Source organism: Nocardia sp. GCM10030253, assembly GCF_042675075.1.
Taxonomy (GTDB): Bacteria; Actinomycetota; Actinomycetes; order Mycobacteriales; family Mycobacteriaceae; genus Nocardia.
Genome location: NZ_JBHTDL010000003.1, coordinates 144,695 through 171,440, shown reverse-complemented (window position 1 = coordinate 171,440; position 26,746 = coordinate 144,695). Strand labels below are relative to the sequence as shown.

The following is a 26,746-nucleotide window of genomic DNA, read 5'->3' as shown; positions in this document are numbered from 1 at the left end:
GGAAACGGATCGTGTCCAGTCTCCGGCGGACCACACTCACCACCGCAGCCGTCGCCGCGATCGCGGATCTGCTCGGTGTCGAGGCAGCGACCGTATCGACCAGCGCCCCGTTCAGCGAACTCGGCCTGAGCTCGCTGCAACTCGCCCGGCTCACGGCACAGCTGGAAGATGCCATGGGAGTCGAGATTTCGCTCACCGCGCTATACGACCACCCGGATATCGAGCAACTGGTCGAGCATCTCGCGATGCGATGACCGCCACCACAACCGGCCGACCGTCTCCGCCGGTATCGATCGTCGGTGTCGGCTGCCGAGTACCGGGGGCCGCGGACGTGGCCGAATTCTGGCGGATGCTGCTCGAGGGCAGGGACGCCACCGGAGAACCACCGGCCGGGCGGCGAGGTTCGCGCCGCGGCGGATATCTCGACGATGTCGAATCCTTCGACAACGATTGGTTCGCCATCTCCGGCCGGGAGGCCGCGCTGATGGATCCCCAGCAGCGGCTTGCGCTGGAAGTCGCGATCGAGGCCATCGATGATGCGGGAATCGGCTATCGCACCAGGGGCTCCGGCGCAGCGGTGATCTTCGGTGCGTGCGCTTACGATCACGGGATCGCGGTGCTCGGCCGTGGCGGGAACGACGCACCCTATGCGGTGACCGGCTCCGCGCTCAGCATCATCGCCAATCGGCTGTCCTACGTGCTCGACCTGCACGGACCGAGCCTGGTGGTGGACAGTGCCTGCTCGTCCTCGCTGGCCGCGGTGGATCTCGCGCTGCGCCTGCTCGCCGACGACGCGGTGCCGTTCGCCATCGTGGGCGGGGTCAACCTCGCGCTGCTGCCGCATACCTCGGACTACCTGGCCGAGGGCGGATTCCTCGCGCCCGACGGCCGCTGCAAACCATTCGACGCCGCGGCCGACGGCTACGCCCGTAGCGACGGCTGCGGCGTGGTTGTCCTGCAGCGCACCGCCGATGCGCTACGTGAGGGCAACCGGGTGTACGCGGAGATCGTGGGCTCCGCGGTCGGCTCGGACGGTCGCTCCAACGGCCTGTACGCGCCGAACGGCCGCGCCCAGCAGGAAACCCTGCGCGCCGCGTGGGCCAACGCCGGACTCGACCCACGCACCGCGGGCTACCTCGAATGCCATGGCACCGGTACGCCGTTGGGTGACGCGGTGGAGGTCGGCGCCATCGCGGCGGTGCTGCGCGGTGACCACGCCGAGGCGACCTGGATCGGCTCGATCAAATCCAACATCGGGCACATGGAGGCGGCGGCGGGCGTCATCGGCCTGATCAAAACGGCGCTGTCCATCCGGCACGGCGTGATCGCGCCGACCATCAACTTCCACACCGAGAATCCTTTACTGAAACTCGCCGAAAACGGACTGCGCGTACCGACCGAACCCACCAGCTGGAGCGATACCCCGGTGACCGAACGCCGCGCCGGGGTGAGCTCGTTCGGATTCGGCGGCACCAATGCCCACGTGGTCCTGCGCGGCATTGCCAACACACACCCACAGCGCGGCGCCGAGCCGCCTGTGCTCATCGCGGTGAGCGGGCGCGATATCGCGGACCTGCGTGCACGTGCGGAGCATTGGGCCGACCTGCTCGATTCCGATCTCGACACCACCGGCGAAGCTCACCACGACACCGGTTCCAATCCACTGCGACAACTCGGTTCAGCCACAGCACGATTGATCCCGGAGAGCACTCGGGCCGCAGTTGTCGCCTGTGACAAGGGCGAGGCTGTCAACCGGTTGCGAGCCCTGGCCGCCGGCGACTCCGGTGCCGGTGTGCTCGGTCCGAATTCGGTACGACGACAGGGCGGGGTCTTGTTCCTGTTCTCCGGACAGGGAGGCCAGCATTCGAAGATGGGGCGGGCGCTGGCGGCCCGCTATCCGGTGTTCGCCGCGGCCGTCACCGAGGCTGCCGACGCGATTGCCGATGCGGGCGGGCCGCGGGTCTGGACGCCACGCAAAGGGTTTGCCCTCACTCCCCCGAGTGAGGGCAACGGCAGTGCTGCCACCGAACTCGTGCAGCCTGCGATCTTCGCCTTCCAGGTGGGAATGGCGAAACTGCTGGCGTCGTGGGGTGTCACACCCGACGCCGTAGTCGGCCACAGCCTCGGCGAGGTGGCCGGTGCGGCCGTGAGTGGCGCGTTGCCGTTGTCGGACGCTGCCCGAGTCGTCGTGCAGCGCAGCAGAATTCTGGCGCAACTCGACGGCCACGGTGCGATGGCCGTGGTGGAGGCGGCGCCGGACGAGGCGGCGAATCTGGTGGAACCGCTGCGGGCGATGGTGGGTATCGCGGCGATCAACGGACCGCGTTCGGTTGTTGTCTCGGGGGCGCTCCGATACGTGGATACCGTCGTGCGCCGGGCCAAGCGCCGCGGCCTGTTCGCCCAGCGAATCGCCGTGGACTTCGCCGCGCACAGTCCACAGGTCGCGGCGGTGCTTCCGCAATTCGCCGACGCACTCGACGATCTCGACCCGCTGGTGCCACACACTCCCATCTATTCCACTGCGCACCAGGGCAAAACGATCACCACCGCCGAAATGGACGCCAACTATTGGGCCGACAATGCCTCGGGCACAGTAGAACTCGCCGCGGCCATCGAGCGGGCCGCCGCCGACGGGCTCTCCACCGTGCTGGAGATCGCGCCACAACCCGTGCTGATACCAGCCTTGCGCGAATATGCCGACTTCCAGGATTCGGCCCACCCCGTCGCCGGGCGCGATGACGAGGCAGCGGCCTTTCTGACCTGCCTCGGACGCCTTTCCATCGAGGGACGTTCCGTCGACTGGTCCACGCACGGACCATTGACCGCAGGGCCGCCACGCAGGCACTGGCTCGAGCGTCGATTCCCACTGATCAACGAGCCCGAAATCAAAGCGTCCGTCGTTGCGCGCACACCCATCGGATTGAGCGGCAACGGTGCATCCGTCGCGTCCAGCACCCTCGCACGGCGCGGCGGATTCAACGAGACCGATGATCGCAGTATCGATGAATCCGCTTTCCCCGCCGATGATCTCGTAGACCATGTAGTGCAAGGGGTGCCGACAGTGCCCGCCGTGTTCTGGCTGCGCCGATTGCTGCACATGGCGTACGGGTCGGCAGCAGGCGTGGCGGCCACGACGGTTGCCGACTTCGCGGTGCACGAGCGGACTGATCTGTCCGCGCTGCCCGCGGTCACCTATCGGCGGAACGCCGAGGAGGAAGGTGTACGGGCGGAGGTCGCGGGTGCCGGGACGCTGGCCTCGGCTCGGCTCAGCGGTGGCCCGACACCCGCGGATATCGTCGCGTGGATGCGGGTTGTCGACGCGAATCGGGCTGCGCGCCATCGCATGCGCAGAATCGATCTCGATGCTTTCTACCAGGCTCTGCGCGGGCGACAGCTCGAATACGGACCGGGCTTCCGGCCACTGCGGGCCATCGAGGCCGGGCACGATCGCGCACTGGGCACCTTCGATTCCGCACCGCTGCAGCGCGCGGCAACACTGGACGGCTGCCTGCAACTGCTCGCGGGCGCGAGCTTCGACAGTCTGCCTTCCGACGCGGTCCCGCTGCCTATCGGCTTCGAATCCGCTTGGCTGTCCACGGAATCGGATCGGGTGGTGCTCGAGGCACACGCATTCGTTCGGGAACGCACGGATACCGGCCTGACCGGTGACATTGTCGGCACCGACCAGTACGGCGTCCCGGTACTCGCACTGTCCGGTGTCATGGTCCGGTTCGCGGCGCTCGGTGCGTACCTGCCACGGATCGAATTCAAGTCGGCCACTGGCCCTTTCCGACGCGAGACGTGGCGCACGGTACGGCTCGGGTCGGTTACCGAAGCGTCGACCGGCCGGGCGGCACGTGGATCTGCCCACACGCAACGAGCTCTCGTGATCGGGGAATCAGAGTTGGCCATTCGGCTGACCAGGGAACTCGACCGCACGCTGCCCACCGAACGGGTCGCGCGCGAGCCCGACGCCGCGGGCCCGATCGTCTCCGCCGTGCTCGCGGGCCGGACCCCGGCGTCTCGCACCGCGGTAGTACTGGTCTGGCCGTCAGAACCCGATAGGGTGCAACAGACAGAAGTTCCCGGCCCGGTCCCCGCTGTCGGGCGAATCCTCGATGTCATCCAGCGCGTCCAATCCGACGACGCCACTGCCTCATTGACGGTCGTGCTCCCGGAACATGCCCTGCCCGCCATCACGACGACACCGCACGAGCCGGTCCGCCGCGGCGACAGCTCGGTGCCGATGGCGATCGCCGGGTTGGTGCGCTCCCTACAGCTCGAATCGGGACGCGACGTCCGGCTGGTGTGGAGCGACGCAGCCGCGGAGAGCGCCGCGCTGCTGCACAGCATCATCATGGAGACCTCCGCCGAGCAGGCCGAACGGACGCCTGCGGAGCTGCGAATCTCGCGTGGCACCACGTCCGTTCGCCGGTTCACCCCAGCACGCGTCCGATCTGGAACGCCCGGGCCCATCGACACCAACGGAACCTACGTGGTCACCGGTGGACTCGGCGCGCTCGGCGCAATCGCGGTGCGGTGGCTGCTCGACGCGGGGGCGCACGATGTGGTGGTGCTGACCCGCGCACCGAGACCGGTGCCCGCACTGCTGGAGGGTATGGAGGACCGGATCGTCGTGGTTCGGTGCGATGCCGCCGATCGAAGCGATCTGTGCAACGCGCTCAACGATATTCGTGAATGCGGATCGACCATCCGCGGCATCGTGCACGCTGCCGGCAGTCTGGAGGACGCGGCATTCGACGCGGTCACCGGTCGGCAACTCGCGCGAATGTTCGCGCCGAAACACCGTGCCGCAAGCAATCTGATCGAACTCACCACATCCGATCCCACCGATTTCGTGCTGCTGTTCTCCTCCGCCACCGGCGCACTCGGCGCACCGGGGCAGGCCGCCTACGCGGGCGCCAATGCCGCGATGGACGCACTCGCTCTCATCTATCCAGAACGTCGAGTACTGAGCATCGGCTGGGGTGTCTGGGAATCCGGCCTTGCCGAGGCCGCGGGCGGGGCGGCACACCTGCGGCGCGCGGGGATCTCCGCGTTCACTACCGCTCGCGGTGCCGAACTGCTTGCTCAGGCGCTGCACTACGACGGCGCCTACCTTCTCGCGTTGGACTACACACCGACTTCCGACACATCTCCGGTTGCCCTGCGGCTCAGGGACTTACTCGCAGCCACCGAGAAATCCGCGGCGGCTGCCGCATCGAAACCGGTAACCGACCCGGCTCCCGCGCAGGCCGGAGACAATCCGGCCGAGACACTGCCCGCGATCATTCGCGCGGTGCTCAGCGCCACCCTCGACTTGCCTGCCGAACACCTCGATTCAACAGCCGATTTCAATGAACTCGGCCTCAGCTCGTTGCTCGGCATCGAGATGCGGCGCAACCTCGAAGCCCGGCTCAATATCCGAATCTCAACCGCCGAGCTCTTCAAGCACCCGACCATCACCGCACTCGGTGCGGCCCTCGCCGACCGGGTCGCCGCGGCGAATCCTCGTGAGGCCACGTGATATCCACACCCATGCCCAATGAGCTGGCCGCTCGGGTCGCCGAATGGGCTCGTACCAAACCCGATGCCGACGCCTATACCGAATTGCGTTATAGCGGTGCCGAATGCGTTCCGGTCTCGATGAGCTATGCCCGATTGCATACGGCCGCGGGCAGGCTCGCGCAGCAGCTCAGGATTTCGACCGATCCGGGCGACCGGGTCGCGATCATGTGTGCACACGGCGTCGACTACGTCGTAGCGTTCCTGGCCTGTCTCTACAGCAATCGTGTTGCCGTCCCACTCTTTCCGGCAATCGGCACGCACAATCGGGCTCGGCTCGACGGCGCGCTTGCCGACGCCCGACCATCGCTGAGCCTGATCTCGGCGGCGGACCGCACGACCTCCGAGCTCTTCGGCCCGGCACTCGGCCAGGTGCTCGAGCTCCCGGAGGATGTCACCGTGTCCGCGGCAGCTGCCGTGGCAAATCCGGTGATCGACACACTCCGCACGGATCTCGCCTACCTGCAATACACTTCCGGCTCTACCAAAGCGCCTGCGGGAGTAGAGGTAACACACGCGAATCTGGCCGCGGCGCTGAATCAGTTGTGGTCCGCGGTGCCCGCTGTCCGGCACAAGCCCATTGTGACCTGGCTGCCGTTCTTCCACGATATGGGCCTGGTCCTGGCCCTCTCGCTACCGCTGTACTCGGGGGTGCACGGGGTAACCCTGGCACCCGCGGAATTCGTGAAGCGACCGATCCGCTGGTTGCGCGCCTGCAGCGAATACCGGGCCGGTACCACCGGCGGTCCTAATTTCGGTCTGACACTCGCGGTCTCGGCGACCACCCCCGAGGAACGGGCCGGACTTGACCTGTCCGGCCTGGACGCACTGCTCAACGGCGCCGAACCGATCCGCGCCGAAGCACTGGCTGACTTCACCGAAACCTATGCCGCCTACGGCTTCCGCAGCCATGCGCACACCCCCGGTTACGGACTGGCCGAGGCGACCCTGTCGGTGACGATCTGCGAGCCCGACGACGAGCCGGTCGCACGCCGATTCGATCGTGCCGCCTTGGCACACGGCCTGGCGGCCGCAGCACCCGATGGCGTACCCCTCGTCGGGTGCGGGACCGGGGTGGGCCAGCTGGTCGCGGTCGTGCACCCGGTCGAGCGGATCGAGGTCGCGGAGGCGACAGTCGGTGAAATCTGGGTCGCGGGCCCGAATGTCTGCGCGGGCTACTACGACAACCCCGTCGCGACCTCGACGAGTTTCGGCGCCTGGCTGCCAGGCAGTACCGCATCCTGGTTGCGCACCGGCGATCTCGGCTTCTGGTACGAAGGGCAGCTCTACATCGCGGGTCGACTCAAGGACCTCATCGTCATCGACGGCCGCAACCACTATCCGGCAGACATCGAAACAACGGTGGCCGCGTGCGCACCAGAGGTGCGCACCGGTCATGTCACCGCATTCGGGCACGACGACGGCCACCGCGAGGACCTGGTGGTGGTCGCCGAGCTTGCGACAGCGGAGCCCACCGAGGCCGACGAACTCGCCGCGCTCGCACGGCGCATCCGCATCGCGATCGCCGCCGCGCACGAAGTGGTGCCGGGTGCGGTCGTCCTGGTCGAGCCCGGCCGCATCCCGAAAACCTCCAGCGGCAAGCTGCGGCGCGGCGAATGCCGGAAACTGTACGGCGCAGGACGACTACCGCATCTGGCGGCTATCGGCGCCCAACCGCCACCGCATCGGTCGTAGGGCTTCGCTGTTGCCGCGCGATGGTGACGGGTACCCCTGATCGTGCACAAGAAGGCCAAGGACGTCGGCGACCGGAGCTCAGCTGTCTTCTCTGCCGAGCAGCCGATCTGTCTCTCGGCGTTCACGTTTGGTCGGCCGACCGGAACCCCGGTCGCGGCGCGGCAACGTCGCGAGGATCTCGCGGGAGGGCGGCGGCGGGCTGCGGTCGATCAGACATTGCGCGGCAATCGGGGGACCGACACGTTTGGTGACGATCCGCTCCACGATCACGATGCGCTCGATACCACCGGCGCGGATTCGGACCTCATCGCCGGGGTGTACGGGGTGGGCAGGTTTGGCCGCGGCGCCATTGACGCGGACGTGCCCTCCACGACACGCCTCGGCGGCCGCGGACCTTGTTTTGAATAGACGCACCGCCCACGTCCACGAGTCGACTCGCGCCTGTGTCGCGGCGTGCTGGGTGCCGGGTACGGCTGGTGCCACCCGTTAGACGATACGGCGCGCCGTAACAACCATGTCGGGGCGCAGCGGGGTGTAGGAAACAGGGTCACCCGACTGGACCGCGTTCAGCAGCTTGCCGTCGCCCGCGTACATACCGACGTGGCCGCCGCCGGCGGTCACAACGATGTCGCCAGGCTGCAGTTCGCTGAACGCGACCGGCGCGCCGACGTGCGACTGCTCGAAGCTGGTGCGCGGCAGCTCGACTCCGGCCTGACGGTATGCCCACTGGACCAGACCCGAGCAGTCGAAGCTGTAGGGCCCTGCGGCACCCCAGGAGTACTGGGCGCCGACCTTGGTCTTGGCCGCGTCGAGCGCGATGTTCGCAGGCGACGCTTGGAACATCCCCTGGAAGTTGGGCGCACCGAAGCTGGGCATCTGCATCTGCGGAGCGGCCATCGGGGCCTGCGGCGCCACCGGCATCGCGGTCATGGCCTGCTGAATCTGTTGGTTGAGCTGCTGAACCGGCTGCTCGAACTCCTGCGGGACCGGGACGTCGAAGTCGCCGATACCGGGGATATTGATGGTGGCGGCCATCGCGGGAACCGCGGGCATCGCACCTGTCGATGCGGCCACCGCGCCCATGACGAGGGCACCCTTGACGGAATTCGGTAGCCGAGATTCCCGCTGCAAGCTGTGTTTACCCACCGAGCTGAGTCTCCGATCTTCCTGCTCTCCCGCCGACCGGATCAGCTAGGGCTCGGGCCAGAAGACGACCCTGCACCAACCGAACCTCACCAACCGAAATGGCTTGTGAGGATTCACCACAGACAACCTGTGGATCCCCGGCACGACAGTCGAGAGTTGATGGTCCCGGCAGCCGATTAGGCGGTGACTCCCTGGCGCCGTTTCTCTTACGAAGCGACAGACTCCCTGAAGTCACGAAGAGATTACGATGCGGGCGCGGTGTTGTCCAGCCCACAGACCAGCGCGCTTTCCGGGTCGGACATATTGCCTGCACGAGCGGCCGGAACAGCGACACGCCCGACTGATCACGACACGATATCGACCGAATCGAATGCGTTATGCAATCGAAAGTCGCAGCCGGATCCGGCCTGCGCGATCAGGATTCGGACGGTCGCCCAGCATCGTCGCCGGAGCGCTCGGCCAATGCCCGCTCGAGCTCATCGATACGGCGCAGTGCCTCGGCGAGGCCGACCTCGAGCTGCCCGAGCGCCATGACCAGCGGTCCGACCGCCAGATCGGCAACGAGCTGCGGATCGTCGTAACCGCGCTCGATGGCAACCAGGATGTTGGAGCGAATGCGTCCGGCCACCGTCGCGCCGGCAGGCACGTTCCAGGCTTCGACCACCTCGGCGGTGGTGGTCGGAGTGGATTCCTCGGACATGCCCCTCCATTCCTGCGCTGGACCGTTCACCGAACGGCCACCAGCGTAAAGATTTCCGTGGCGATAGCAATAGTGCAATAACAACACCGCTTGCGACTGCTTGCAGGTCGCTCGAAACAACACCGCTTGCGACTGCTTGCAGGTCGCTCGAAACAGCCTGCAATTCATACCGCTAGCCGTATCTAGGACACGCCGTAGACATCCGCAGATTTATAGGAGATGACGAGCTACGGTGTGTGGGCATGGACCCCGTGCGGAATCCGTATGCTCCCGGAGCCGGACAGCGCCCACCCGAACTGGCCGGGCGCGACAAGCAACTCACTGCCTTCGACATCGTGCTGGAACGCATCGCGCGCGGCAGGCCGGAGCGCAGCGTCATGCTCACCGGACTGCGCGGCGTCGGAAAAACGGTGCTGCTCAACCAACTTCGCTCCGCCGCCGTCTCCCGCGGTTGGGGCACCGGCAAAATCGAGGCGCGACCGGATCAGGAACTGCGCCGCCCACTGTCCTCGGCGCTGCACATGGCGGTCCGCGCGATCGCCATGGGGCACCGCAATCCGGAACGGGTCGACGACTTCCTCGGCATCCTCAAGGCTTTCGCGCTGCGGTCCACCGCCGACAAGGGCATGCGGGAGCGCTGGCAGCCCGGTATCGACGTGCCCGCGGTGACCGGTCGCGCCGATTCCGGCGACATCGAAATCGACCTCATCGAATTACTCAAAGAGGCGGCCGCGCTGGCCAGCGACATCGGTGTCGGCATCGCGATCTTCATCGACGAGATGCAGGACCTCGGCCCATCGGACATCTCCGCCATCTGCGGCGCCTGCCACGAATTGAGCCAGGACGCAGCGCCGCTCATCGTCGTCGGCGCCGGTCTACCGCATCTGCCCGCGGTGCTTTCCGCGTCGAAAAGCTACTCAGAGCGACTTTTCAGCTATCACCGCATCGATCGCCTCGACCGCGAATCGGCCGATCGGGCACTCATCGCACCCGCCGAGCGCGAGGAAGTGAAGTTCACCGACGCGGCACTGGATGCCTTGTACCGAAAGGCCGATGGCTACCCATATTTCGTGCAGGCGTATGGCAAGGCCGCTTGGGACCAGGCTCCGGAGAGCCCGATCGGCATCGAGGACGTCGAGGTGGCGGCACCGACCGCCGAGGAGGAACTGGCCGTCGGCTTCTTCGGCTCTCGCTACGAGCGCGCAACGCCTGCCGAGCGGGAATATATGCGCGCCATGGCCGATCTGGCGGGGGACGACGGTCCGGTGGCGACCTCCGCGGTGGCCACCGAACTCGGGCGCAAACCGGCCTCACTGTCGCCGGCCAGGGACGGACTGATCAAGAAAGGCCTGATCTATTCGGCCGAGCGCGGCACCATCGGGTTCACGGTGCCGCACTTCGGCCGCTATCTGCGCAGCGTTTGATTGCTGCGCACTTGCCCGTTCAACAAGATCGTTAGAGATCTGTAGAAATCTCTGGACCGGAAGCCCTACCGGCCGGTAACTAAAGTTCCTACACTCGAATGTGATCCTGATCACGTCCGAGGAGGACATCATGGCGACCACCGCGAAAGTCGACGCGACCGAAGAACAGGCCCGCGCACTCGTCGAGGAATCTCGCGAAACCAGTTGGGTCAAACCATCGTTCGCCAAGGAGATGTTTCTCGGACGGTTCCGGCTCGATCTGATCCACCCCTACCCGCAACCGAGCGCCGAGGATGCCGCGCGCACCGAGGCCTATCTGGCCCGGCTGCGGCCGTTCTGCGAAACGATCGACGGCGCCGTGATCGAAGCGGAGTCCCGGATACCGGACGAATACGTGAAGGGCCTCGCCGAGCTCGGCTGCTTCGGGCTGAAGATTTCGGAAGAGTACGGCGGCCAAGGGCTTTCCCAGGTCGGCTACAACCGAGCGCTGATGCTGATCGGCTCGGCGCACCCCGCGCTCGGGGTGCTGCTGTCGGCACACCAGTCCATCGGCGTTCCCGAGCCGCTGAAGCTGGCAGGCACCGCCGAGCAGAAGGCCGAGTTTCTGCCCCGCTGCGCCGCGGGCGCGGTCAGTGCCTTCCTGCTCACCGAACCCGACGTTGGCTCCGACCCCGCTCGGATGGCGAGCAGTGCTACTCCGATCGAGGATGGCGAGGCCTACGAGCTCAACGGCGTCAAGCTGTGGACCACCAACGGCGTTGTCGCCGAGTTGCTGGTGGTGATGGCCAGGGTGCCCAAGAGCGAGGGGCATCGCGGCGGCATTTCGGCGTTCATCGTCGAGGCCGATTCACCGGGGATCACCGTGGAGCGGCGCAATTCGTTCATGGGCCTGCGCGGCATCGAGAACGGTGTGACCAGGATGCACAATGTCCGCGTTCCCAAGCGCAACCTCGTCGGCCGCGAGGGCGACGGCCTGAAGATCGCGCTCACCACGCTGAACGCCGGTCGTCTCGCCATCCCCGCGCTGTGCACGGCGGCCTCGAAGTGGTCGCTGAAGATCGCGCGGGAATGGAGCACCCATCGGGTGCAGTGGGGCAGGCCGGTGGGCGAGCACGCCGCCGTCAGCGAGAAGATCTCGTACATCGCGGCCACCACCTATGCCCTGGAGGCGGCACTGGACCTGTCCGCGACGATGTGCGACGAGGGCCGCAACGACATCCGGATCGAGGCTGCGCTCGCCAAACTGTGGGCCAGCGAAATGAGCTGCCGGATTGCCGACGAGCTCGTGCAGATCCGTGGCGGCCGCGGTTACGAGACGGCGGCTTCACTCCAAGCGCGCGGCGAACGCGCGGTAGGCGCCGAGCAATTGGTCCGCGATCTGCGGATCAACCGCATCTTCGAAGGCTCGAGCGAGATCATGCGGCTGCTGGTCGCCAGGGAAATGGCCGACGCGCACATGTCCGCGGCCGGGGCGCTCGTCGATCGCAACGCTGAGTTCAAGGCCAAGGCCAAGGCAGCCGTCGGTGCGACCGGGTTCTATGCCAAGTGGTTCCCGCAGCTGGCGGTCGGCGCGGGCACCGTGCCCGCGACCTATGCCGAGTTCGGGTCGCTGGCGCGTCACCTCCGGTTCGTCGAGCGCAATTCGCGTAAGCAGGCCAGATCGTTGATGTACGCGATGGGCCGCTGGCAGGCGGGCCTGGAGTACCGGCAGAACTTCCTCGGCCGGATCGTCGATATCGGCGCCGAGCTGTTCGCGATGTCGGCGGCCTGCGTGCGGGCGCATGCCCTGCGCGCCGCGGGCGCCGAGGAGGCCACCTCCGCCGAGGAACTCGCCGATACGTTCTGCAGGCAGTCACGGGTCCGGGTGCGCAAGCTGTTCGACGCGCTGTGGGACAACACCGACGATGAGGACCGCACCCTCACCCGGGGCGTCCTCGACGGTCGCTACCGCTGGCTGGAGGAGGGTGTGCTGGATCCGAGCGAGGGCACCGGGCCGTGGATCGCCGAATGGCAGGTGGGTCCGTCGACCGAGGCGAACCTGCTACGCCCGTTCTTGCCCTCCACCAGAACCCACGCGTAGCCATCGGTTCCGATCGGCCGTACCTCGACGCCACGTCAGGTAACCCCCCGGGTCACCAACGTGCCGCTGGTACGGCCGATCGAACTGTCTGCACCAGTATTGAAAAATCGCTAGATACCCATAGATTTCGGATACAGGCGAACATGACCGTTCGATAACAAAATCTAGGGGACTCTAGGCAATCTGATCAATCCGCCGATGGCCGGCAACCGAAGCGGTTGATCATGGATGTCTACCCGAATCTAGCGTTTGACCTACGGTTTCGTAGATTCCACGATCGAGATCCGCCGGGTCGGCGGCGATGTCGATCACCGGCGTCGGTTGCGCATCGTGTACATAACGGCAGGTATGAGCCGCTAACGCGAAGGAAATGACTACCGACAACCAAGCAAGGACGCTCCGTCCGAGGTGACCCGACCCAGGAGAACCTTCATGTCCACGACCATCGCCCGAGTCGCCGCCGACTATGACGGCCACCGTGTAACGGTGTCGGCCGATGATGGCGTCCCGATCGCGGTCCGCACCTTCGGCGCCGACGACGCGCCGCTGACCGTGGTCTTCGTGCACGGCCATTGTCTGCGCACCGAATCCTGGTCCTTCCTGCGCGACCAGCTGTTGCGCCAGTGGGGACCCGCGACCCGGATGGTCTTCTACGACCACCGCGGCCACGGCGAATCGGGTGTGGCCGATCACTCGAGCTACACCATCGACCAGCTCGCGCACGACCTCGACGCCGTGCTGCGGGCGGTGGCGCCGACCGGCCCGATCATCCTGGTCGGCCATTCCATGGGCGCCATGGTCACCCTTGCCTACGCCCGCCTGTTCCCCGAGGCGATCGGCACCCGCGTCGTCGGCGTCGGCCTGATCGCGGGCGCGGCCAACGGCATCACCGAGGTGGGCCTCGGCCGCTTCCTGCACCGGCGTGCGGTGAACTCGCTGCAGGCGGCGGTGCTACGCGCACCACGGGTCATGCAGGCGTCCAAGCGGATGTCCCGCCGGATCTTCGAGCCGATCCTTCGCGAGGCGAATTTCGGTACAAGGAAGGTGAATCCCCGGGTGGTCGCGGTCGCGACGGCAATGCTGAACGAGACCCCGCTGCTGACCATGTCGAGCTTCCTCGCCTCGCTGATCAACTTCGACGAGACCGCGACACTGCACCGGCTCGGCACCATCCCGGCGCTCGTGCTGGCAGGCTCCGCGGACATCGTGGTGCCGTTCGCACATTCGGTGGTGCTCGCCTCGCAACTGGCCGAATCCGAGCTGGTCCGACTCGAGGGCGCGGGCCACAGCGTGATCCTGGAGTGCGCCGAGGAAGTGGCGCTGTCCATCGTCAGGCTGGTCGATCGGGTTTTCGCGGGCATGCGCGGACAGGGATCGGAGTACACCGCCGTCGGCTGAAGGCAATCATCCGCAGCGCCGCTGGCAACATTTGAGCGAACCGCCGGAGTCGGATACCGACGAGCCAAATCACGATTCCTCACGTACTGTGTTGGAGATCACGTTGTGTGGTGAGTCACACAACTTGGTGCGGCACGTTCCGAGGCAGACTATGGAAACACCGCTGTGCACCGAGTTCGTATGTCCGCCAAGGAACACAGGAGGTAACGATGACACGCAGCGATATCGCGGAACTCCGCTATGCGGTCGGCCAGCTCCGGCAATCCATCGGCGCACTGCGCTCGCACTACGGCGACGCAAACACTGTGCGACGACTGGAGAACGACCTCGAGCGGCTCGTCATCGACGCCGACGAGCTCGAGCAGTCGCCGCCGCCGGAGATCACCCGCCGACCCCAGGACACCATCTATGTCCCCGACAGCAAGTCGGACGAGGCGGCCTGGATGGGCGCGCAGGACGAAGGGCTCGGCTTCCACTCCCGCCCGCGCACGAAGTAGACGTTGCTGGCGGCCGCCCGGAGCAGCTGAACCCGGGCGGTTGATCCGTGTCTCAGGCCCGGTGTCTGCCGAATCGGCGGGGGCGAGAGCCATGGAAGCGGGCGCCGAGCGGCGCGGTCGCGGCGGGAGTCGTCGCTGCTGATTCGAACAGGGCGGCGATGCCGTGATCGTGGCCGAGGGCAATCGCCTCCAGCCCGTAGCGGCCCCCGGTACGCGCCAGTTCGTGCAGCATCGTCGTCATGATGCGCAGGCCGGTGGCGCCGACCGGGTGGCCGAGGGCGATCGCCGAGCCGTTGACGTTGAGCCGGTCGCGGGTGTCGAAGTCCCATTCCCGGGCCAGCGCAAGCACTTCCACGGCAAAACCCTCGTTGACCTCGACCAGGTCGACGTCGTCGAGGGTGAAGCCGGTGCGGCCGAGCAGCTTGGCGACGGCCGGGGCCGCGCCGAGAGTCGCCGTGTCGGAATCACACCCGGCCGCGGCCCAGCCTACGAGATAGGCCATGGGGGACAGGCCGAGTTCGTCGAGCCGGTCCTCGGCCACAAGCAGGCAGGCGGACGCACCGTGCCGGTGCGCGCTCATGTTTCCGGTGGTCACGACGCCCCGGGAGATCAGCGGGCGCAGTGCGGCGAGGGTGTGCGTCGAGACATCGTCACGCACACCCTCGTCCCGCAGGATCTGATGCCGCGACGCGGTGTCGGTGAGGGAATCGGACCAGTCGTGGCCCTCTTCCACCACGCCGACCGGAATCACCTCGGCGGAGAAGAAGCCCTGTCGCCACGCGCGGGCCGCCTTGCGATGGCTCGCCACGGCGAACTCGTCGGCTTCGGCCCTGGTGATTCCGTAATGGCGGGCCAGGTCTTCGGCATTCGCAAGATCGCCTGGCCGGATCGGGTCGCCATGGCAGGTCACCGTGTCCGCGGCGCTTTCCACACCGCCCGCGACCACCACGTCGGCGGCGCCGGTCTGCACCATCATCGCCGCGGTGATCACGGCCTGCAGGCCGCTGCCGCAGCGGCGATCGGTGAGAAAACCCGGCACGGCGAAGGGCAGTCCGGCACCGCGGGCCGCGAGCCTGCTCAGCTCCGGCGCGCTGGTTGCGCCGCCATCGACGCAGGCCATGGCGACGTCTTCGATGCGCATCGGGTCTATTCCCGATCGATCGATGACCGCCGAGAGGACGGTCGAGGCAAGCCATTCCGGTGGCATTCCGGATAGCGCTCCCCCCTCGACACCGCTCGGAGTTCGGACCGGCGCCACGATCGCGGCTCTTCTCATGGTGGTGACTCCTTCCCCCGGCGTGCCCGTCCGGTGCGACACACGCATCAGCCCATGTCAGCGGGTAATTCTCAAGGGAAAGGTCACCACAGATTTATTGCCGCAGTGTGACGACCGAACGGCCGATTATTCGACCTCGGGTCTACTTTGTCGCAAACCCGCTCGAATCACGTTCTGTTTAAGCCGAGTTCGATGCGTTTGCGGTCGGTTCACTGTCGCGCGTCACTGATGCGGCGGCTGGTCGATGTGGCGCAAATCACGGGCATTGCGCCGGGTCTGTATTGCCGGGACCACGCTCGAGCGATAGCGGGGGTGTCGTATGGTGCTCAGCATCACATTCGACTGCGGAGGTATCGATGACCGCCCGCACAGCAGATCAGCGAGGCATCCACCTGTGAGTGCCGCACCGACCGCCGCCCCGGAAACGGGGACAGGCGTTTTCAGTAAGACCAGGGCTCGAATCACGGAGCGCACGCTACGCATCGATCGATGGTGGGTGCCGCCGCTGTTCACCGTGCTCGGCCTCGGCGCCTTCGTCGTCTACGCGACGATCAGATCGTATGTGCGAACGGCATATTGGGTACCGGACTACCACTACCTGACGCCGTTCTACTCGCCATGCCTGAGCACCTCGTGTGTGGAGGGATCGACGCATTTCGGCACGCCGTTCGGCGACCTGCCCACGATCCTGCCGCTCGGCTTCGTGGTGCTGCCGTTCCTGCTCGGCTTCCGGCTCACCTGCTACTACTACCGCAAGGCCTACTACCGCGCGGTGTGGTTCTCCCCGCCTGCCTGCGCCGTTGCCGAACCGCACGCCAAGTACACCGGCGAGACCAGGCTGCCGCTGATCATCCAGAACGCGCACCGCTACTTCTTCTATGTGGCGATTGTGGTTTCGCTGATCAACACCTACGACGCGATCATCGCATTTCACGGCAAGACCGGCGGTTTCGGCTTCGGTCTCGGCAATATCGTGCTGCTTGTCAACGTGATCCTGCTGTGGGCCTACACGCTCTCGTGCCACTCGTGCAGGCACATTGCGGGCGGGCGACTCAAGCATTTCTCCGCACATCCGGTGCGGTACTGGTTCTGGACCCAGGTCTCCAAGCTGAACACCCGCCATATGGCGCTGGCCTGGACCACTCTCGGCACCCTGGTGTTGACCGACTTCTACGTGATGTTGGTTGCCAGCGAGACGATTTCGGACCTGCGGTTCATCAACTGAAGGAGTATTCGCGGCCATGCCAGAAGTGGAACGGCACAAGTACGACGTCGTCGTTATCGGTGCCGGTGGCGCCGGACTGCGCGCGGTAATCGAAGCAAGGGAACACGGCCTTTCCGTTGCGGTGGTGTGCAAGTCGTTGTTCGGCAAGGCACACACCGTGATGGCCGAGGGCGGCTGCGCCGCCTCGATGGGCAATGCCAACGAAAAGGACAACTGGCAGACCCATTTCAAGGACACCATGCGCGGTGGCAAGTTCCTCAACAACTGGCGGATGGCCGAACTGCACGCCCAGGAGGCGCCCGACCGGGTATGGGAGCTGGAAAGCTATGGGGCGCTGTTCGATCGGACCGAGGACGGCCGAATCAGCCAGCGCAACTTCGGCGGCCACACCTACCCGCGCCTGGCCCATGTCGGCGACCGCACCGGGCTCGAGATCATCCGCACCATGCAGCAGAAGATCGTCTCGCTACAGCAGGAGGATTTCGCGGAGAGCGGCGACTACGAGTCGCGCATCAAGGTCTTTCACGAATGCACCATCACCGAGCTGCTCAAGGATGGCGATCGGATCGCGGGTGCGTTCGGCTACTGGCGTGAATCCGGCCGGTTCGTCCTGTTCGAAGCGCCCGCCGTGGTGCTCGCCACCGGCGGAATCGGCAAGTCCTACAAGGTGACCTCCAATTCCTGGGAGTACACCGGGGACGGCCACGCGCTCGCGCTGCGCGCCGGGGCGACGCTGATAAATATGGAGTTCCTGCAGTTCCATCCGACCGGTATGGTCTGGCCGCCGAGCGTGAAGGGCATCCTGGTCACCGAGGGTGTGCGCGGCGATGGTGGGGTGCTGAAGAACTCCAAGGGCGAGCGATTCATGTTCGACTACATCCCCCCGGTCTTCAAGGGGCAGTATGCCGAAACCGAGGAAGAGGCCGACCAGTGGCTGCGCGACAACGATTCCGCGCGCCGCACACCGGATCTGCTGCCGCGTGACGAAGTGGCCCGCGCGATCAACTCTGAGGTGAAGGCGGGGCGCGGCACCGAGCACGGTGGCGTGTACCTGGATATCGCCTCGCGGCTGCCCGCCGACGAGATCCGGCGGCGACTGCCCTCGATGCACCATCAGTTCAAAGAGCTTGCCGACGTGGATATTACGAAGGAGCCGATGGAAGTCGGGCCGACTTGCCACTACGTCATGGGCGGGATCGAGGTCCACCCGGACACGGGAGCGGCGACCGTGCCGGGGCTGTTCGCGGCGGGCGAGTGCTCCGGCGGCATGCACGGGTCGAACCGACTCGGCGGCAACTCCCTTTCCGACCTGCTGGTCTTCGGCCGACGGGCGGGCATGGGCGCGGCGATTTATGTCGATCAACTGGGCCAGCGGCCCGTCGTCGCGGACACCGACCTGGCGACGGCGGCGAAAGCGGCGGTCGCGCCGTTCGATCCGCCCGCCGACGGCACAGGGGAGAACCCCTACACCCTGCACACCGATCTGCAGCAGGCGATGAACGACTTGGTCGGCATCATCCGCAAGGAACACGAACTGCGGCAGGCCATCGAGCGGCTCGCCGAGCTGCGCACCCGCTTCGCGGGCGTGCTGGTGGAGGGACACCGGCAGTTCAATCCCGGCTGGCATCTGGCGCTCGACCTGCGCAACATGCTGTTGGTCAGTGAATGCGTCGCGCAGGCGGCGTTGCTGCGCACCGAAAGTCGCGGCGGGCATACGCGCGACGATCATCCGGCGATGGATGCCGACTGGCGCAACAAACTGCTGGTGTGTTCGATCGACCCCGCCGATGCGGACGAGGCCGTCCCGCCGGTGCGCGTCAGGCCGGAGGAACAGGTGCCGATGCGTGCGGACCTGCTCGAACTCTTCGAGCTGACCGAGCTCGAAAAGTATTACAACTCCGACGATCTCGCCGCTCATCCGGCCGGTTCGGCTACTGCTGCGAAAGGTGACGCGTAGCAATGGGTTACGACGCCAATTTCCGCGTATGGCGCGGCGACAACGATGGCGGTGAGTTGCAGGATTTCACCGTGCAGGTGAACGAGGGTGAGGTGGTGCTCGACATCATCCACCGGCTGCAGGCCACCCAGGCGCCCGATCTCGCGGTGCGCTGGAATTGCAAGGCGGGCAAGTGTGGTTCGTGCTCGGCCGAAATCAACGGGCGACCGCGGCTGCTGTGCATGACCCGGATGTCGACGTTCCAGCCCGAGGAACTGATCACCGTCACCCCGATGCGCACCTTCCCGGTGATCAGGGACTTGGTGACCGACGTGTCCTTCAACTACCAGAAGGCAAGGGAGATACCGTCGTTCACGCCGCCTGCCGATCTGAAGCCCGGTGACTACCGGATGAAGCAGGTCGATGTGGAGCGCTCGCAGGAGTTCCGCAAGTGCATCGAATGCTTCCTGTGCCAGGACACCTGCCACGTGGTTCGTGACCACGAGGAGAACAAGGCCACCTTCGCCGGGCCGCGGTTCCTGATGCGGATCGCCGAGCTGGAGATGCATCCGCTCGACGTCGCCGATCGCACCGACCTCGCTCAGGACGAGCAGGGGCTCGGCCTCTGCAATATCACCAAGTGCTGCACCGAAGTCTGCCCGGAAAACATCAAGATCACCGACAATGCGTTGATCCCGATGAAGGAACGCGTGGCCGACAAAAAGTACGACCCACTGGTCTGGTTGGGCAACAAGCTATTCCGGCGCTGATCACGACGTGACCACCGGCCGGGTCGATACCCGGCCGGACGGCGCACCCTTACAACATCGCGACTACCCCGACAGCGACGACCCACACCAGCACTCCGACGAACAACGCCGACAAGAACGAGCCGGTGAGGACGAACACGCCCACCGCCGACACTGCGAATAGCAGCGCAACGATCAACCATTCCACCCAATCGCCCGGCTGCAATTTCTTGTACCGGGGGTGGGAATTCTTTAGCCCACGGTCCACAAATTGTTGTCTACCCGGTACTCAGCCCGGACAAACACACTTTCGTTGCCGAACCTCCGCCGTTTCGTGATCAACAACGTCCGGCGGTCCTACCGAGCCCGCTCGAACCGTGCCGCAGGATCAGCGCGGCCCGGCGGGCGTATCCCGCCGGGCCTGGCCAGATGTCTCAGGGGCGATCGAACTCGCCGTCATGCACGCCCGCGGTGAATGCGGCCCACTCGCCGGGGGTGAAGATCAGAACGTCGCCGTCGGGGTTCTTCCCGTCGCGTAGGCCCACATGGCCGTCCTCCAGCAGTGCGACTTCCACACTGTCCTTGCCCGCGCCACTGCCCGCCTTGCGCCAGACCGCGCCGGCCAGATCAACCTTCGCGCTACGATCGATGCTCACGATTCGGACTCCTTCAGAATTCGCCACTCGCCACGCATGCGGTGAAACTGTCCCACTCGCCCGAGGTGAACAACAGCGCGGGTCCGCCGGGATTCTTGCTGTCGCGGACGCCGACCCGGCCGCTGTCGAGGAATGCTACTTCCACGCAGTCCTTGCCCGCGCCACTGCGCGTGCTCTTGAACCACCGCGCACCAACCAGATCCGTACTCATGCCACATACTCCTTCGCTACCTGTCGCAACAGATGTCTACTGGGTTGAATATCCAGCGCGCTGCGCTGGAGGCACTCGTGAGCCCGATCGTACCGCCGTACATCAGCACGTCTTTCGAGGTAGAGATCGCCGGTGAAGCCCTCTGCGTAGACCACCGGCGGTTCGATCGGCTGGCCCTTGCTATCGGTTCCGAACTCCAGAACCGTGAACGGGCCGGTGGAAACTCCGAGCGGAACACCGGCCGCGAACGGCAGGATACGCAGTGAAACGTTTTCGCGGGTACTGAAATCGGCAAGATGACGTAGCTGCGCCGCCATCACTTTGGCGCCACCGACCACCCGGCGCAACACCGATTCGTGTAGCACCACATCGACGGTGGCAGGCGAGGCCTTCCTGGTGATCAACGCCTGGCGTTGCAGCCGCAGCTGCACACGCCGCTCGAGCTCCGCATCGGAATCACTCGGGTAGCCGAGGCGATTGAGCGCCATGGCGTAGTCCGCGGTCTGCAGCAGGCCGAGGACGAGTTCGGATTGGTAGGAGGTCAGTTGCTGCGCCGAGGCCTCCAAACCGACGTAGACATCGAAGTTTTCGGGGATCAGGTCGCCGTAGGCGTGCCACCAGCTCTTGACGGCCGCCTGCTGGGCGAGGCCTTTGAGACCGTCGGCGAGCTCGTCGGGGATGCCGTAGATCCGGCACAGCTCTTGGATGTCGATGGTGCGGATGCGGTCGGCTTGGCCTTTTTCCAAGCGCTGCAAGGTACTTGCGCCCCACTCCATGAGCTTGGACGCCTCGGCAATGGTCAGACCGGCTTGGGTGCGCCAGTCACGGAGATATCTACCCAGCTGGCGCCTGGGTAGGGTGGACGAGGCACTGTGGGCGGACAGCCGGTCCGGCCCCCCGGACGCCCTTGCGGAACTCGTGGATCCGGTCGAGGATGCTTCCCAACTCGCCGATGTACTCGCCGAAATCGATGACGCTCTAGCCGAACTCGCTGATGCTTCTGCTGAACTCGCTGATGCTTCTCCTGAACTCGCTGACACAGCACGCTCCGTTCTGCGCTCGGATGCTCACCCGAAGGGCAGTCCGCGGCGACCCACAAGCTCGGTTCCCCGTGACTTTGCTTGGGCAGAGGGCTCTTTCGTCCACTATGGAGAATCCTCCCCTCCCGGTTGGATTTCGTGCTGGGAATTCGCCCCAAATCTTTGGATATCCATCAAGGACGTCGCCTGAGTCCTGCGCCGATGGTGTGCTGAAAGTGTGCCCGGAGCCGAGCAGGCCCTGTCCCCCTCTTTCTGCGAAACCTCCGGGCACACCAACTGAATCGCACGTAGGAACGAGGAGTCATGGCTGTACATGTCATAGCGTCGTCCTTGATGACCAGCGATTTGACCTCGCACAGGGCGCGCAGCGTAGGCCAGGAGAACTGGGTGGTTTCCTATCTGCCCGGACGCACACTCACCTGTGCGCAGGCAGTTGCCGCACTGCGGGTTGCTGAAGTTGTTCCGTCACTTTTGGACACGGTCGGCGAGCTCGCCGACGAGGTCGGCCTCACCGCACTGGAGGCCGTCGGAATGGCGGTCCGGCAATCCCCGTGGGACGAACCGCCTGCCGGGCGCTCGCGCCGACTCCGGGCCGACCGGCGCCGGGCGGAGGTCGCGTGATGCAACTGACCAACCTGAACATGCACGTCGCCGAGCTGCTGATCTGTGGACGCGACCCCGGCATCATGACTACCGAACAAGCCCACGCCGCAATGCAACTGCACATCGACTGCACAGTCGATCGCTGCCGCGTCCGCTGCCGGGCCCGCACCACGCTGGTCGAAGCGGGCAAATACGTGCTTGACGAGCGCGCGTTGCCGTGTTGATCGCCGCCTCGCGCGCATGCCCATCGGCCGATCCACGCGCCGTGTTCCCGCGCTCGTCGCACTGACCGGCCGACAGTCCGCGGTGCATCGCGGTGGTCAGTGCCAGGTGTGGTCGGTGAGCGGGGTACGCGGACCGAACTTCGGTTTGTGCGCCTGGCCGCTGATCTCCAGCAACCGAACGGCCCGATAGCGGTGCGGGCGAAGCGGTTCCAGGTATTCGATCATGGCGTCGTCGTCGATGGGGTGACCGAGCAGGGTCCAGCCGACGACCGCGGCGAGGTGGAAGTCGCCGACCGACAGCGCGTCCGCATCGCCGAAGGCGCGTTGGCCGATTTCGGCGGCGGTCCACACGCCGATCCCCGGCACCGTTTGCAGGCGGCGGGCGGCCGTTGCGGGATCGTGGGCGGCCGACTGCTCGAGTGCGTCCGCCTGCCTGGCCGCGCGGACAATCGTTTGCGAGCGCTGCGGACCGACGTTCGCGCGATGGAAGGTCCAGGATGGAATACGCCGCCAGGTATCGGCGCCGGGCGGCACCAGCAGGCCTGCGGGCGCCGGGCCCGGCGCCCGTTCACCGAACTGCCGCACCAGCTTTCGCCATGACGCGTGGGCGGAGATGGTGTGCACCTTCTGTTCCAGGACCGCGGGGACGAGCGCCTCGAAGACCAGGCCGGTGCGCAGCATGCGCAGGCCGGGAAACCGGCGGTGCGCCTCGATGAGCTTCGGATGTTCGGGAGCGAATTCGGACAGATCCTCGTCCAGGCACAGCATGTGGTCGAGGCGATCGAGGAACTCGGCGGCGCCCGCGCCCCAAGCGTGCGCCTGCACCGAGCAATAGTCCGACTGGACGAGTCGGTAGGTGACCGGGCCGGTCGGCATTCGTGATGCGTGCCAGTGCGCGCCATCGAGTGTCACCTGATGACACGGGTCGCCCCGCCCCCGGGAGAGTGGAGCGAGGGTCGGCGCGAGGTCGATGGGCCGGTCGGCCGTCACCGTTCGAGTCAGCCCGTCTCGGCTCACTCCCGGCTCGACCATCTGTTTGCGCACCGGTTCATTGTGCGCGGCGGGGCCGGGCATCGGTCCGCCGGAGTGCCTGATGCGGCAGGACCGAGCCAGGAGTTGTCCGAGTCACCCCGATATTCGCCGGAAATGCCCGATACGGATTCGGCATCATCGCTGCTCCACACCATTTTGTAACGCGACCAATAAATGTGGCGATATTGGTGCCGATCGGCAAACGATCGGCAGTCGCCACGATGGAGGTTTTCGAATGATCACCAATGTGCTCAACTGGTTGCTCAATGCTTGGGGTGGCGTTTCCGCGGGTAGCTCGGGTTACCAAATTCCGCCCGGCACGCTGCCTTTCGGCAGCTGACGGTCACGGCGCATTTGCCACGACCGGCGCGGCAGGTAGGCGAAAGCCTCACTCGCCCAGCAGGAATTGCACCAGGTGTCGGCCTTGGCAGTCGGCAAGCTGTGCCGCTTGGCTACGACACGAGAAACCGTCGGCGATCAAGATCGAATCGTGGCGTGCGCTGCGCAATGCGGGCAACAAACCATTCTCGGCCACCGCGACCGATATGTCGTAGTGGCCGGATTGCATTCCGAAGTTTCCCGCAAGTCCGCAGCATCCGGTGACCTCTGTCACATTCACTCCCATAGCCGCAAATAGTCGGCGATCGGCATCGAATCCGAGAATCGCATGGTGGTGACAATGCGGTTGCACCACAATCGACTGGCCTCGGCGCTGCGGCGGGCGCCAATCCGGCTGCTCGGCCAAGAACTCCGCCAACGTGCGCACGGCCGCGGCGGTGGCGGCCGACCTGGGATCCTCCGGCAGTAGTTCCGGCAGGTCCGAGCGCAGCACCGCGGTACACGACGGCTCCAAGCCGACGACGATCCCGCCTTTTCGCACATGCTCATCGAGCGTGGCCAGCGTGGCGCGCAATCGGGCACGCGCTCCGTCGAGTTGGCCGGTACTGATCCAGGTGAGTCCACAGCACACACGGCGGGCCGGTATCCGGACTCGATAGCCGAACGATGCCACCAACTGTGCTGCGGCGAGCGCGATCTCGGGTGTGAAGGTGTCGGTGAAGGTGTCGATCCACAGCATCACCTCCTGCCCGCCTGCCGTAGAGTCGGCCGAGGGTGGCGGCTCGGGCCGATCGTGCCCTACCTCGCCGTTCAGGTCGCGCCAGATCCGGCGAAAGCTGCGGTCCGCGAGCGGCGGCAGCTCGCGACGCGGATCAATTCCGGCGGCGCGCAGCCCTGTTCGGCGCAGCCATCCGATATCGGCCAGCGCATTGACCACGCGCGGCATCCGGTTCGCGACAGCCAACCACCGCGGCAACCAACCCAGCGCATAGTGATCGATCGGCCGCGGGCGGTGCCGGTAACGGCGGTTCAGCGCCTCGGATTTGTAGGTGGCCACATCGACGCCCGCCGGGCAGTCGGAGCGACATGCTTTGCAGGACAAGCACAGATCGAGCGATTCCGCGACGGCCGCCGACGACCACGGGAGCGCGCCGCGAACGACCTCTTGCAGGACGCGGGCCCGACCGCGGGTGCTGTCCTTCTCGTCCGCGGTGGCCAGGTACGACGGGCACATGAATCCGCCGGTCGCGCGAGTATCCGCGCGGCACTTGCCGACTCCGACACAGCGGTGGACCGCGGCCCCGAGATCACCGCCGTCGTGCGGAAACGCGAAACCCCCCGCACTCGGTGTCGGGGATAATCCGACCAGGCGCAAATCAGTGTCGATCGACTGTGGCGCGACCAGGACTCCCGGGTTCAACGCATTGTCCGGGTCGAATAACGCCTTGTATCCGGCGAACACGTCGAGTGCCTCGCGGGAATACATGACCGACAGCAGTTCCGAGCGGGCGCGGCCGTCACCATGCTCGCCCGACAGCGAGCCACCGTACCCGACCACCATCTCGGCCGCGTCGAACAGGAAAGCGCGAAAGCGTTGTGGCGCATCCACGATCGGTAGATCCAGGCGGACGTGGATGCAGCCGTCGCCGATATGGCCATAGAGCAGACCGTCCACACCGTGCTCTCGGGTCAACGCACCGAAATCGCGCAGGTAGGCGCCGAGACGTTCGGGCGGCACCGCGGCATCCTCCCAACCCGGCCACGCGGGCTGCCCCGCCGGTGTGCGACCCGCCAATCCCGCGCCTTCGGCCCGGATGCGCCAGAGCGCCTCGGCCACACCGGGATCAGTGATGATTCGAGAATCCAGCGCGCCGACGGATCGGCACAGGGATTCGGCGGCGGCATATGCCTCGGCCTGGCCCTCGCCCGCCGTTTCCACGAACAGCCAGCCACTGCCGCGCGGCAGTTCGGGCACCCCGCCGGAGCTTGCGCCGCGATGCACACGCACGATGTCGACCAGCCGCGCGTCGATACCCTCGACCGCGATCGGGGCGTAGGCCAGCACCGCGGCCACATCGTCTGCCGCGCTTGCCATGTCGGAATAGCCGAGCACCGTCAGCACGGTGGCCGATGGGAGCGCGACCAGGTCGACGGTGGCATCCAAGAGCAACCCGCAAGTGCCCTCGGTGCCGACAAATGATTTCGCTACCGCCGAACCCCGTTCCGGCAGTAGATGTTCGAGCCCGTAGCCGGACACTTGCCTGCCGAACCGGCCCAGTTCGGTCCGGATCACGGCGAGGCTCGACCTGGTGAATTCGGGGAGCCCGGGCACCACGGACGGATCGGACGCGAGGGTCCGCCTGGTACCGGTTCCGTCGAGGATTCGCAGCTCGCGCACGTTGTCGGAGGTCCGACCCCAGGCGACGGCGTGCGGTCCGCAGGCATTGTTGCCGATCATGCCGCCGAGGGTGCACCGATTCTCGGTCGATGGATCGGGTCCGAACCGCAAACCATGCGGACGGGCTCGGCGTTGCAGCTGCGACAGCACCACCCCCGGCTGCACCCGGGCCACCCGTCGCTGCGGATCCAGTTCGAGGACCGAGTTCATATGCCTGCTGAAGTCAAGCACGATCCCCGGCCCGATCGCATTGCCCGCCACCGAGGTTCCCGCGCCACGCGCGGTCACCGACAAACCGTTGTCCCGCGCGAATTCCAGGGCGGCCGCCACATCGTCATCGGCCAGCGGGAATACCACTGCCGCGGGGAGGACCCGGTAGTTCGAGGCATCCGAGGAGTACTCCGCCCGCCGTCGCGCGGACGCGTCGACCTGTCCGCGGATCCTGCCCCGCAGCGCCTGCGCCATTCGGTCCTCGGTCACCCCGCCAGCCTAGTAAGCGCAGGCCGGTGGCCATCCCGCGCTCGGCTGGAGCGCGGGATAGCCACCGCCCTG

General features: G+C 66.2%; 22 protein-coding genes. 12 read left to right on the top strand and 10 right to left on the bottom strand.

Annotation, left to right across the window (positions count from 1 at the left end; translation table 11 throughout):
* Positions 1–11 precede the first annotated feature (11 nt).
* From ACFQZZ_RS03190 to ACFQZZ_RS03180, 3 genes are read left to right on the top strand one after another with little or no spacing between them, the layout of a single operon-like run.
* Positions 12–254: an acyl carrier protein gene (locus tag ACFQZZ_RS03190; RefSeq protein ID WP_378673591.1), complete on the top strand. Its 243-nt coding sequence runs from the start codon at positions 12–14 to the stop codon at positions 252–254.
* Positions 251–5,527, top strand: a complete 5,277-nt coding sequence (locus ACFQZZ_RS03185) for an SDR family NAD(P)-dependent oxidoreductase (RefSeq protein WP_378673588.1) — start codon at positions 251–253, stop codon at positions 5,525–5,527. Before ACFQZZ_RS03190 ends, ACFQZZ_RS03185 begins: the two co-directional genes overlap by 4 nt.
* 11 nt (positions 5,528–5,538) lie before the next feature.
* On the top strand, positions 5,539–7,260 hold the full coding sequence (locus ACFQZZ_RS03180; RefSeq protein ID WP_378673586.1) for a fatty acyl-AMP ligase: 1,722 nt from the start codon (positions 5,539–5,541) through the stop codon (positions 7,258–7,260).
* A 78-nt stretch (positions 7,261–7,338) separates the two neighbouring features.
* On the opposite strand, the gene ACFQZZ_RS03175 is transcribed toward ACFQZZ_RS03180, so the two are convergent.
* The 3 genes from ACFQZZ_RS03175 to ACFQZZ_RS03165 form a co-directional block, all read right to left on the bottom strand.
* The gene (locus ACFQZZ_RS03175) at positions 7,339–7,743 is read right to left on the bottom strand and encodes an RNA-binding S4 domain-containing protein (protein WP_378673583.1); all 405 of its coding nucleotides are present in this window, start codon (positions 7,741–7,743) and stop codon (positions 7,339–7,341) included.
* 3 nt (positions 7,744–7,746) lie between these two features.
* Complete coding sequence (locus ACFQZZ_RS03170; protein WP_378674063.1) at positions 7,747–8,343, bottom strand: C40 family peptidase; 597 nt, start codon at positions 8,341–8,343, stop codon at positions 7,747–7,749.
* 478 nt (positions 8,344–8,821) lie between these two features.
* Complete coding sequence (locus ACFQZZ_RS03165; RefSeq protein ID WP_378673580.1) at positions 8,822–9,106, bottom strand: hypothetical protein; 285 nt, start codon at positions 9,104–9,106, stop codon at positions 8,822–8,824.
* Positions 9,107–9,348: 242 nt separating this feature from the next.
* Between ACFQZZ_RS03165 and ACFQZZ_RS03160 the strand changes: the two genes are divergently transcribed.
* From ACFQZZ_RS03160 to ACFQZZ_RS03145, 4 genes are all read left to right on the top strand, one after another.
* Complete coding sequence (locus ACFQZZ_RS03160; protein ID WP_378673577.1) at positions 9,349–10,530, top strand: AAA family ATPase; 1,182 nt, start codon at positions 9,349–9,351, stop codon at positions 10,528–10,530.
* A 130-nt stretch (positions 10,531–10,660) separates the two neighbouring features.
* Positions 10,661–12,610 (top strand): acyl-CoA dehydrogenase family protein, encoded by a 1,950-nt coding sequence (locus ACFQZZ_RS03155; RefSeq protein WP_378673575.1) that lies wholly within the window; start codon positions 10,661–10,663, stop codon positions 12,608–12,610.
* A 432-nt stretch (positions 12,611–13,042) separates the two neighbouring features.
* On the top strand, positions 13,043–14,008 hold the full coding sequence (locus ACFQZZ_RS03150; protein ID WP_378673572.1) for an alpha/beta fold hydrolase: 966 nt from the start codon (positions 13,043–13,045) through the stop codon (positions 14,006–14,008).
* A 209-nt stretch (positions 14,009–14,217) separates the two neighbouring features.
* The gene (locus ACFQZZ_RS03145) at positions 14,218–14,505 is read left to right on the top strand and encodes a hypothetical protein (RefSeq protein ID WP_378673569.1); all 288 of its coding nucleotides are present in this window, start codon (positions 14,218–14,220) and stop codon (positions 14,503–14,505) included.
* Between the two features lie 52 nt (positions 14,506–14,557).
* Here the strand turns inward: ACFQZZ_RS03145 and ACFQZZ_RS03140 are convergent, their stop codons facing one another.
* Positions 14,558–15,781, bottom strand: a complete 1,224-nt coding sequence (locus tag ACFQZZ_RS03140) for an acetyl-CoA C-acyltransferase (protein WP_378673566.1) — start codon at positions 15,779–15,781, stop codon at positions 14,558–14,560.
* A 394-nt stretch (positions 15,782–16,175) separates the two neighbouring features.
* Between ACFQZZ_RS03140 and ACFQZZ_RS03135 the strand changes: the two genes are divergently transcribed.
* Genes ACFQZZ_RS03135 through ACFQZZ_RS03125 form a run of 3 tightly spaced genes read left to right on the top strand, consistent with a single transcriptional unit; the run spans position 16,176 to position 19,712 of the window.
* A complete protein-coding gene (locus ACFQZZ_RS03135; protein ID WP_378673564.1) occupies positions 16,176–17,006 on the top strand; it encodes a hypothetical protein in 831 nt (276 codons plus the stop codon).
* A gap of 16 nt (positions 17,007–17,022) precedes the next feature.
* Positions 17,023–18,963 carry a fumarate reductase/succinate dehydrogenase flavoprotein subunit gene (locus ACFQZZ_RS03130; protein ID WP_378673561.1) on the top strand — a complete coding sequence of 647 codons (1,941 nt, stop codon included), beginning with the start codon at positions 17,023–17,025 and terminating at the stop codon, positions 18,961–18,963.
* Between the two features lie 2 nt (positions 18,964–18,965).
* Complete coding sequence (locus ACFQZZ_RS03125) at positions 18,966–19,712, top strand: succinate dehydrogenase/fumarate reductase iron-sulfur subunit (RefSeq protein ID WP_378673559.1); 747 nt, start codon at positions 18,966–18,968, stop codon at positions 19,710–19,712.
* Positions 19,713–19,761: 49 nt separating this feature from the next.
* Here the strand turns inward: ACFQZZ_RS03125 and ACFQZZ_RS03120 are convergent, their stop codons facing one another.
* The 4 genes from ACFQZZ_RS03120 to ACFQZZ_RS03105 all read right to left on the bottom strand — a co-directional run bounded on the left by ACFQZZ_RS03120 (position 19,762) and on the right by ACFQZZ_RS03105 (position 21,442).
* Positions 19,762–19,959 carry a hypothetical protein gene (locus ACFQZZ_RS03120; RefSeq protein WP_378673556.1) on the bottom strand — a complete coding sequence of 66 codons (198 nt, stop codon included), beginning with the start codon at positions 19,957–19,959 and terminating at the stop codon, positions 19,762–19,764.
* A 166-nt stretch (positions 19,960–20,125) separates the two neighbouring features.
* Positions 20,126–20,347, bottom strand: a complete 222-nt coding sequence (locus ACFQZZ_RS03115; protein WP_378673553.1) for a DUF397 domain-containing protein — start codon at positions 20,345–20,347, stop codon at positions 20,126–20,128.
* 13 nt (positions 20,348–20,360) lie between these two features.
* Positions 20,361–20,558 carry a DUF397 domain-containing protein gene (locus ACFQZZ_RS03110; RefSeq protein ID WP_378673550.1) on the bottom strand — a complete coding sequence of 66 codons (198 nt, stop codon included), beginning with the start codon at positions 20,556–20,558 and terminating at the stop codon, positions 20,361–20,363.
* On the bottom strand, positions 20,555–21,442 hold the full coding sequence (locus ACFQZZ_RS03105; protein ID WP_378674060.1) for a helix-turn-helix domain-containing protein: 888 nt from the start codon (positions 21,440–21,442) through the stop codon (positions 20,555–20,557). Before ACFQZZ_RS03105 ends, ACFQZZ_RS03110 begins: the two co-directional genes overlap by 4 nt.
* A 489-nt stretch (positions 21,443–21,931) precedes the next feature.
* Here ACFQZZ_RS03105 and ACFQZZ_RS03100 point away from each other — a divergent pair, with 489 nt between their 5' ends.
* Together ACFQZZ_RS03100 and ACFQZZ_RS03095 are read left to right on the top strand one after the other, a co-directional pair.
* On the top strand, positions 21,932–22,219 hold the full coding sequence (locus ACFQZZ_RS03100) for a hypothetical protein (protein WP_378673548.1): 288 nt from the start codon (positions 21,932–21,934) through the stop codon (positions 22,217–22,219).
* Positions 22,219–22,425 (top strand): hypothetical protein, encoded by a 207-nt coding sequence (locus tag ACFQZZ_RS03095; RefSeq protein WP_378674057.1) that lies wholly within the window; start codon positions 22,219–22,221, stop codon positions 22,423–22,425. The genes ACFQZZ_RS03100 and ACFQZZ_RS03095 overlap by 1 nt, the downstream gene beginning before the upstream one ends.
* Positions 22,426–22,521: 96 nt before the next feature.
* Here ACFQZZ_RS03095 and ACFQZZ_RS03090 read toward each other — a convergent pair whose 3' ends face one another.
* Positions 22,522–23,457, bottom strand: a complete 936-nt coding sequence (locus tag ACFQZZ_RS03090) for a DNA-3-methyladenine glycosylase family protein (RefSeq protein ID WP_378674054.1) — start codon at positions 23,455–23,457, stop codon at positions 22,522–22,524.
* Between the two features lie 388 nt (positions 23,458–23,845).
* Positions 23,846–26,659, bottom strand: coding sequence for an FAD-binding and (Fe-S)-binding domain-containing protein (locus tag ACFQZZ_RS03085; RefSeq protein WP_378674051.1), 2,814 nt, complete (start codon positions 26,657–26,659; stop codon positions 23,846–23,848).
* Positions 26,660–26,746 lie beyond the last annotated feature (87 nt).

Coding starts and splice junctions, on each gene's coding strand:
- ACFQZZ_RS03145 (WP_378673569.1), top strand. CDS start 14,218: ATGACACGCAGCGATATCGCGGAACTCCGCTATGCGGTCGGCCAGCTC.
- ACFQZZ_RS03090 (WP_378674054.1), bottom strand. CDS start 23,457: ATGGTCGAGCCGGGAGTGAGCCGAGACGGGCTGACTCGAACGGTGACG.
- ACFQZZ_RS03155 (WP_378673575.1), top strand. CDS start 10,661: ATGGCGACCACCGCGAAAGTCGACGCGACCGAAGAACAGGCCCGCGCA.
- ACFQZZ_RS03095 (WP_378674057.1), top strand. CDS start 22,219: ATGCAACTGACCAACCTGAACATGCACGTCGCCGAGCTGCTGATCTGT.
- ACFQZZ_RS03110 (WP_378673550.1), bottom strand. CDS start 20,558: ATGAGTACGGATCTGGTTGGTGCGCGGTGGTTCAAGAGCACGCGCAGT.
- ACFQZZ_RS03185 (WP_378673588.1), top strand. CDS start 251: ATGACCGCCACCACAACCGGCCGACCGTCTCCGCCGGTATCGATCGTC.
- ACFQZZ_RS03140 (WP_378673566.1), bottom strand. CDS start 15,781: ATGAGAAGAGCCGCGATCGTGGCGCCGGTCCGAACTCCGAGCGGTGTC.
- ACFQZZ_RS03125 (WP_378673559.1), top strand. CDS start 18,966: ATGGGTTACGACGCCAATTTCCGCGTATGGCGCGGCGACAACGATGGC.
- ACFQZZ_RS03160 (WP_378673577.1), top strand. CDS start 9,349: ATGGACCCCGTGCGGAATCCGTATGCTCCCGGAGCCGGACAGCGCCCA.
- ACFQZZ_RS03130 (WP_378673561.1), top strand. CDS start 17,023: ATGCCAGAAGTGGAACGGCACAAGTACGACGTCGTCGTTATCGGTGCC.
- ACFQZZ_RS03180 (WP_378673586.1), top strand. CDS start 5,539: ATGCCCAATGAGCTGGCCGCTCGGGTCGCCGAATGGGCTCGTACCAAA.
- ACFQZZ_RS03170 (WP_378674063.1), bottom strand. CDS start 8,343: ATGGGCGCGGTGGCCGCATCGACAGGTGCGATGCCCGCGGTTCCCGCG.
- ACFQZZ_RS03085 (WP_378674051.1), bottom strand. CDS start 26,659: ATGGCGCAGGCGCTGCGGGGCAGGATCCGCGGACAGGTCGACGCGTCC.
- ACFQZZ_RS03100 (WP_378673548.1), top strand. CDS start 21,932: ATGACCAGCGATTTGACCTCGCACAGGGCGCGCAGCGTAGGCCAGGAG.
- ACFQZZ_RS03150 (WP_378673572.1), top strand. CDS start 13,043: ATGTCCACGACCATCGCCCGAGTCGCCGCCGACTATGACGGCCACCGT.
- ACFQZZ_RS03165 (WP_378673580.1), bottom strand. CDS start 9,106: ATGTCCGAGGAATCCACTCCGACCACCACCGCCGAGGTGGTCGAAGCC.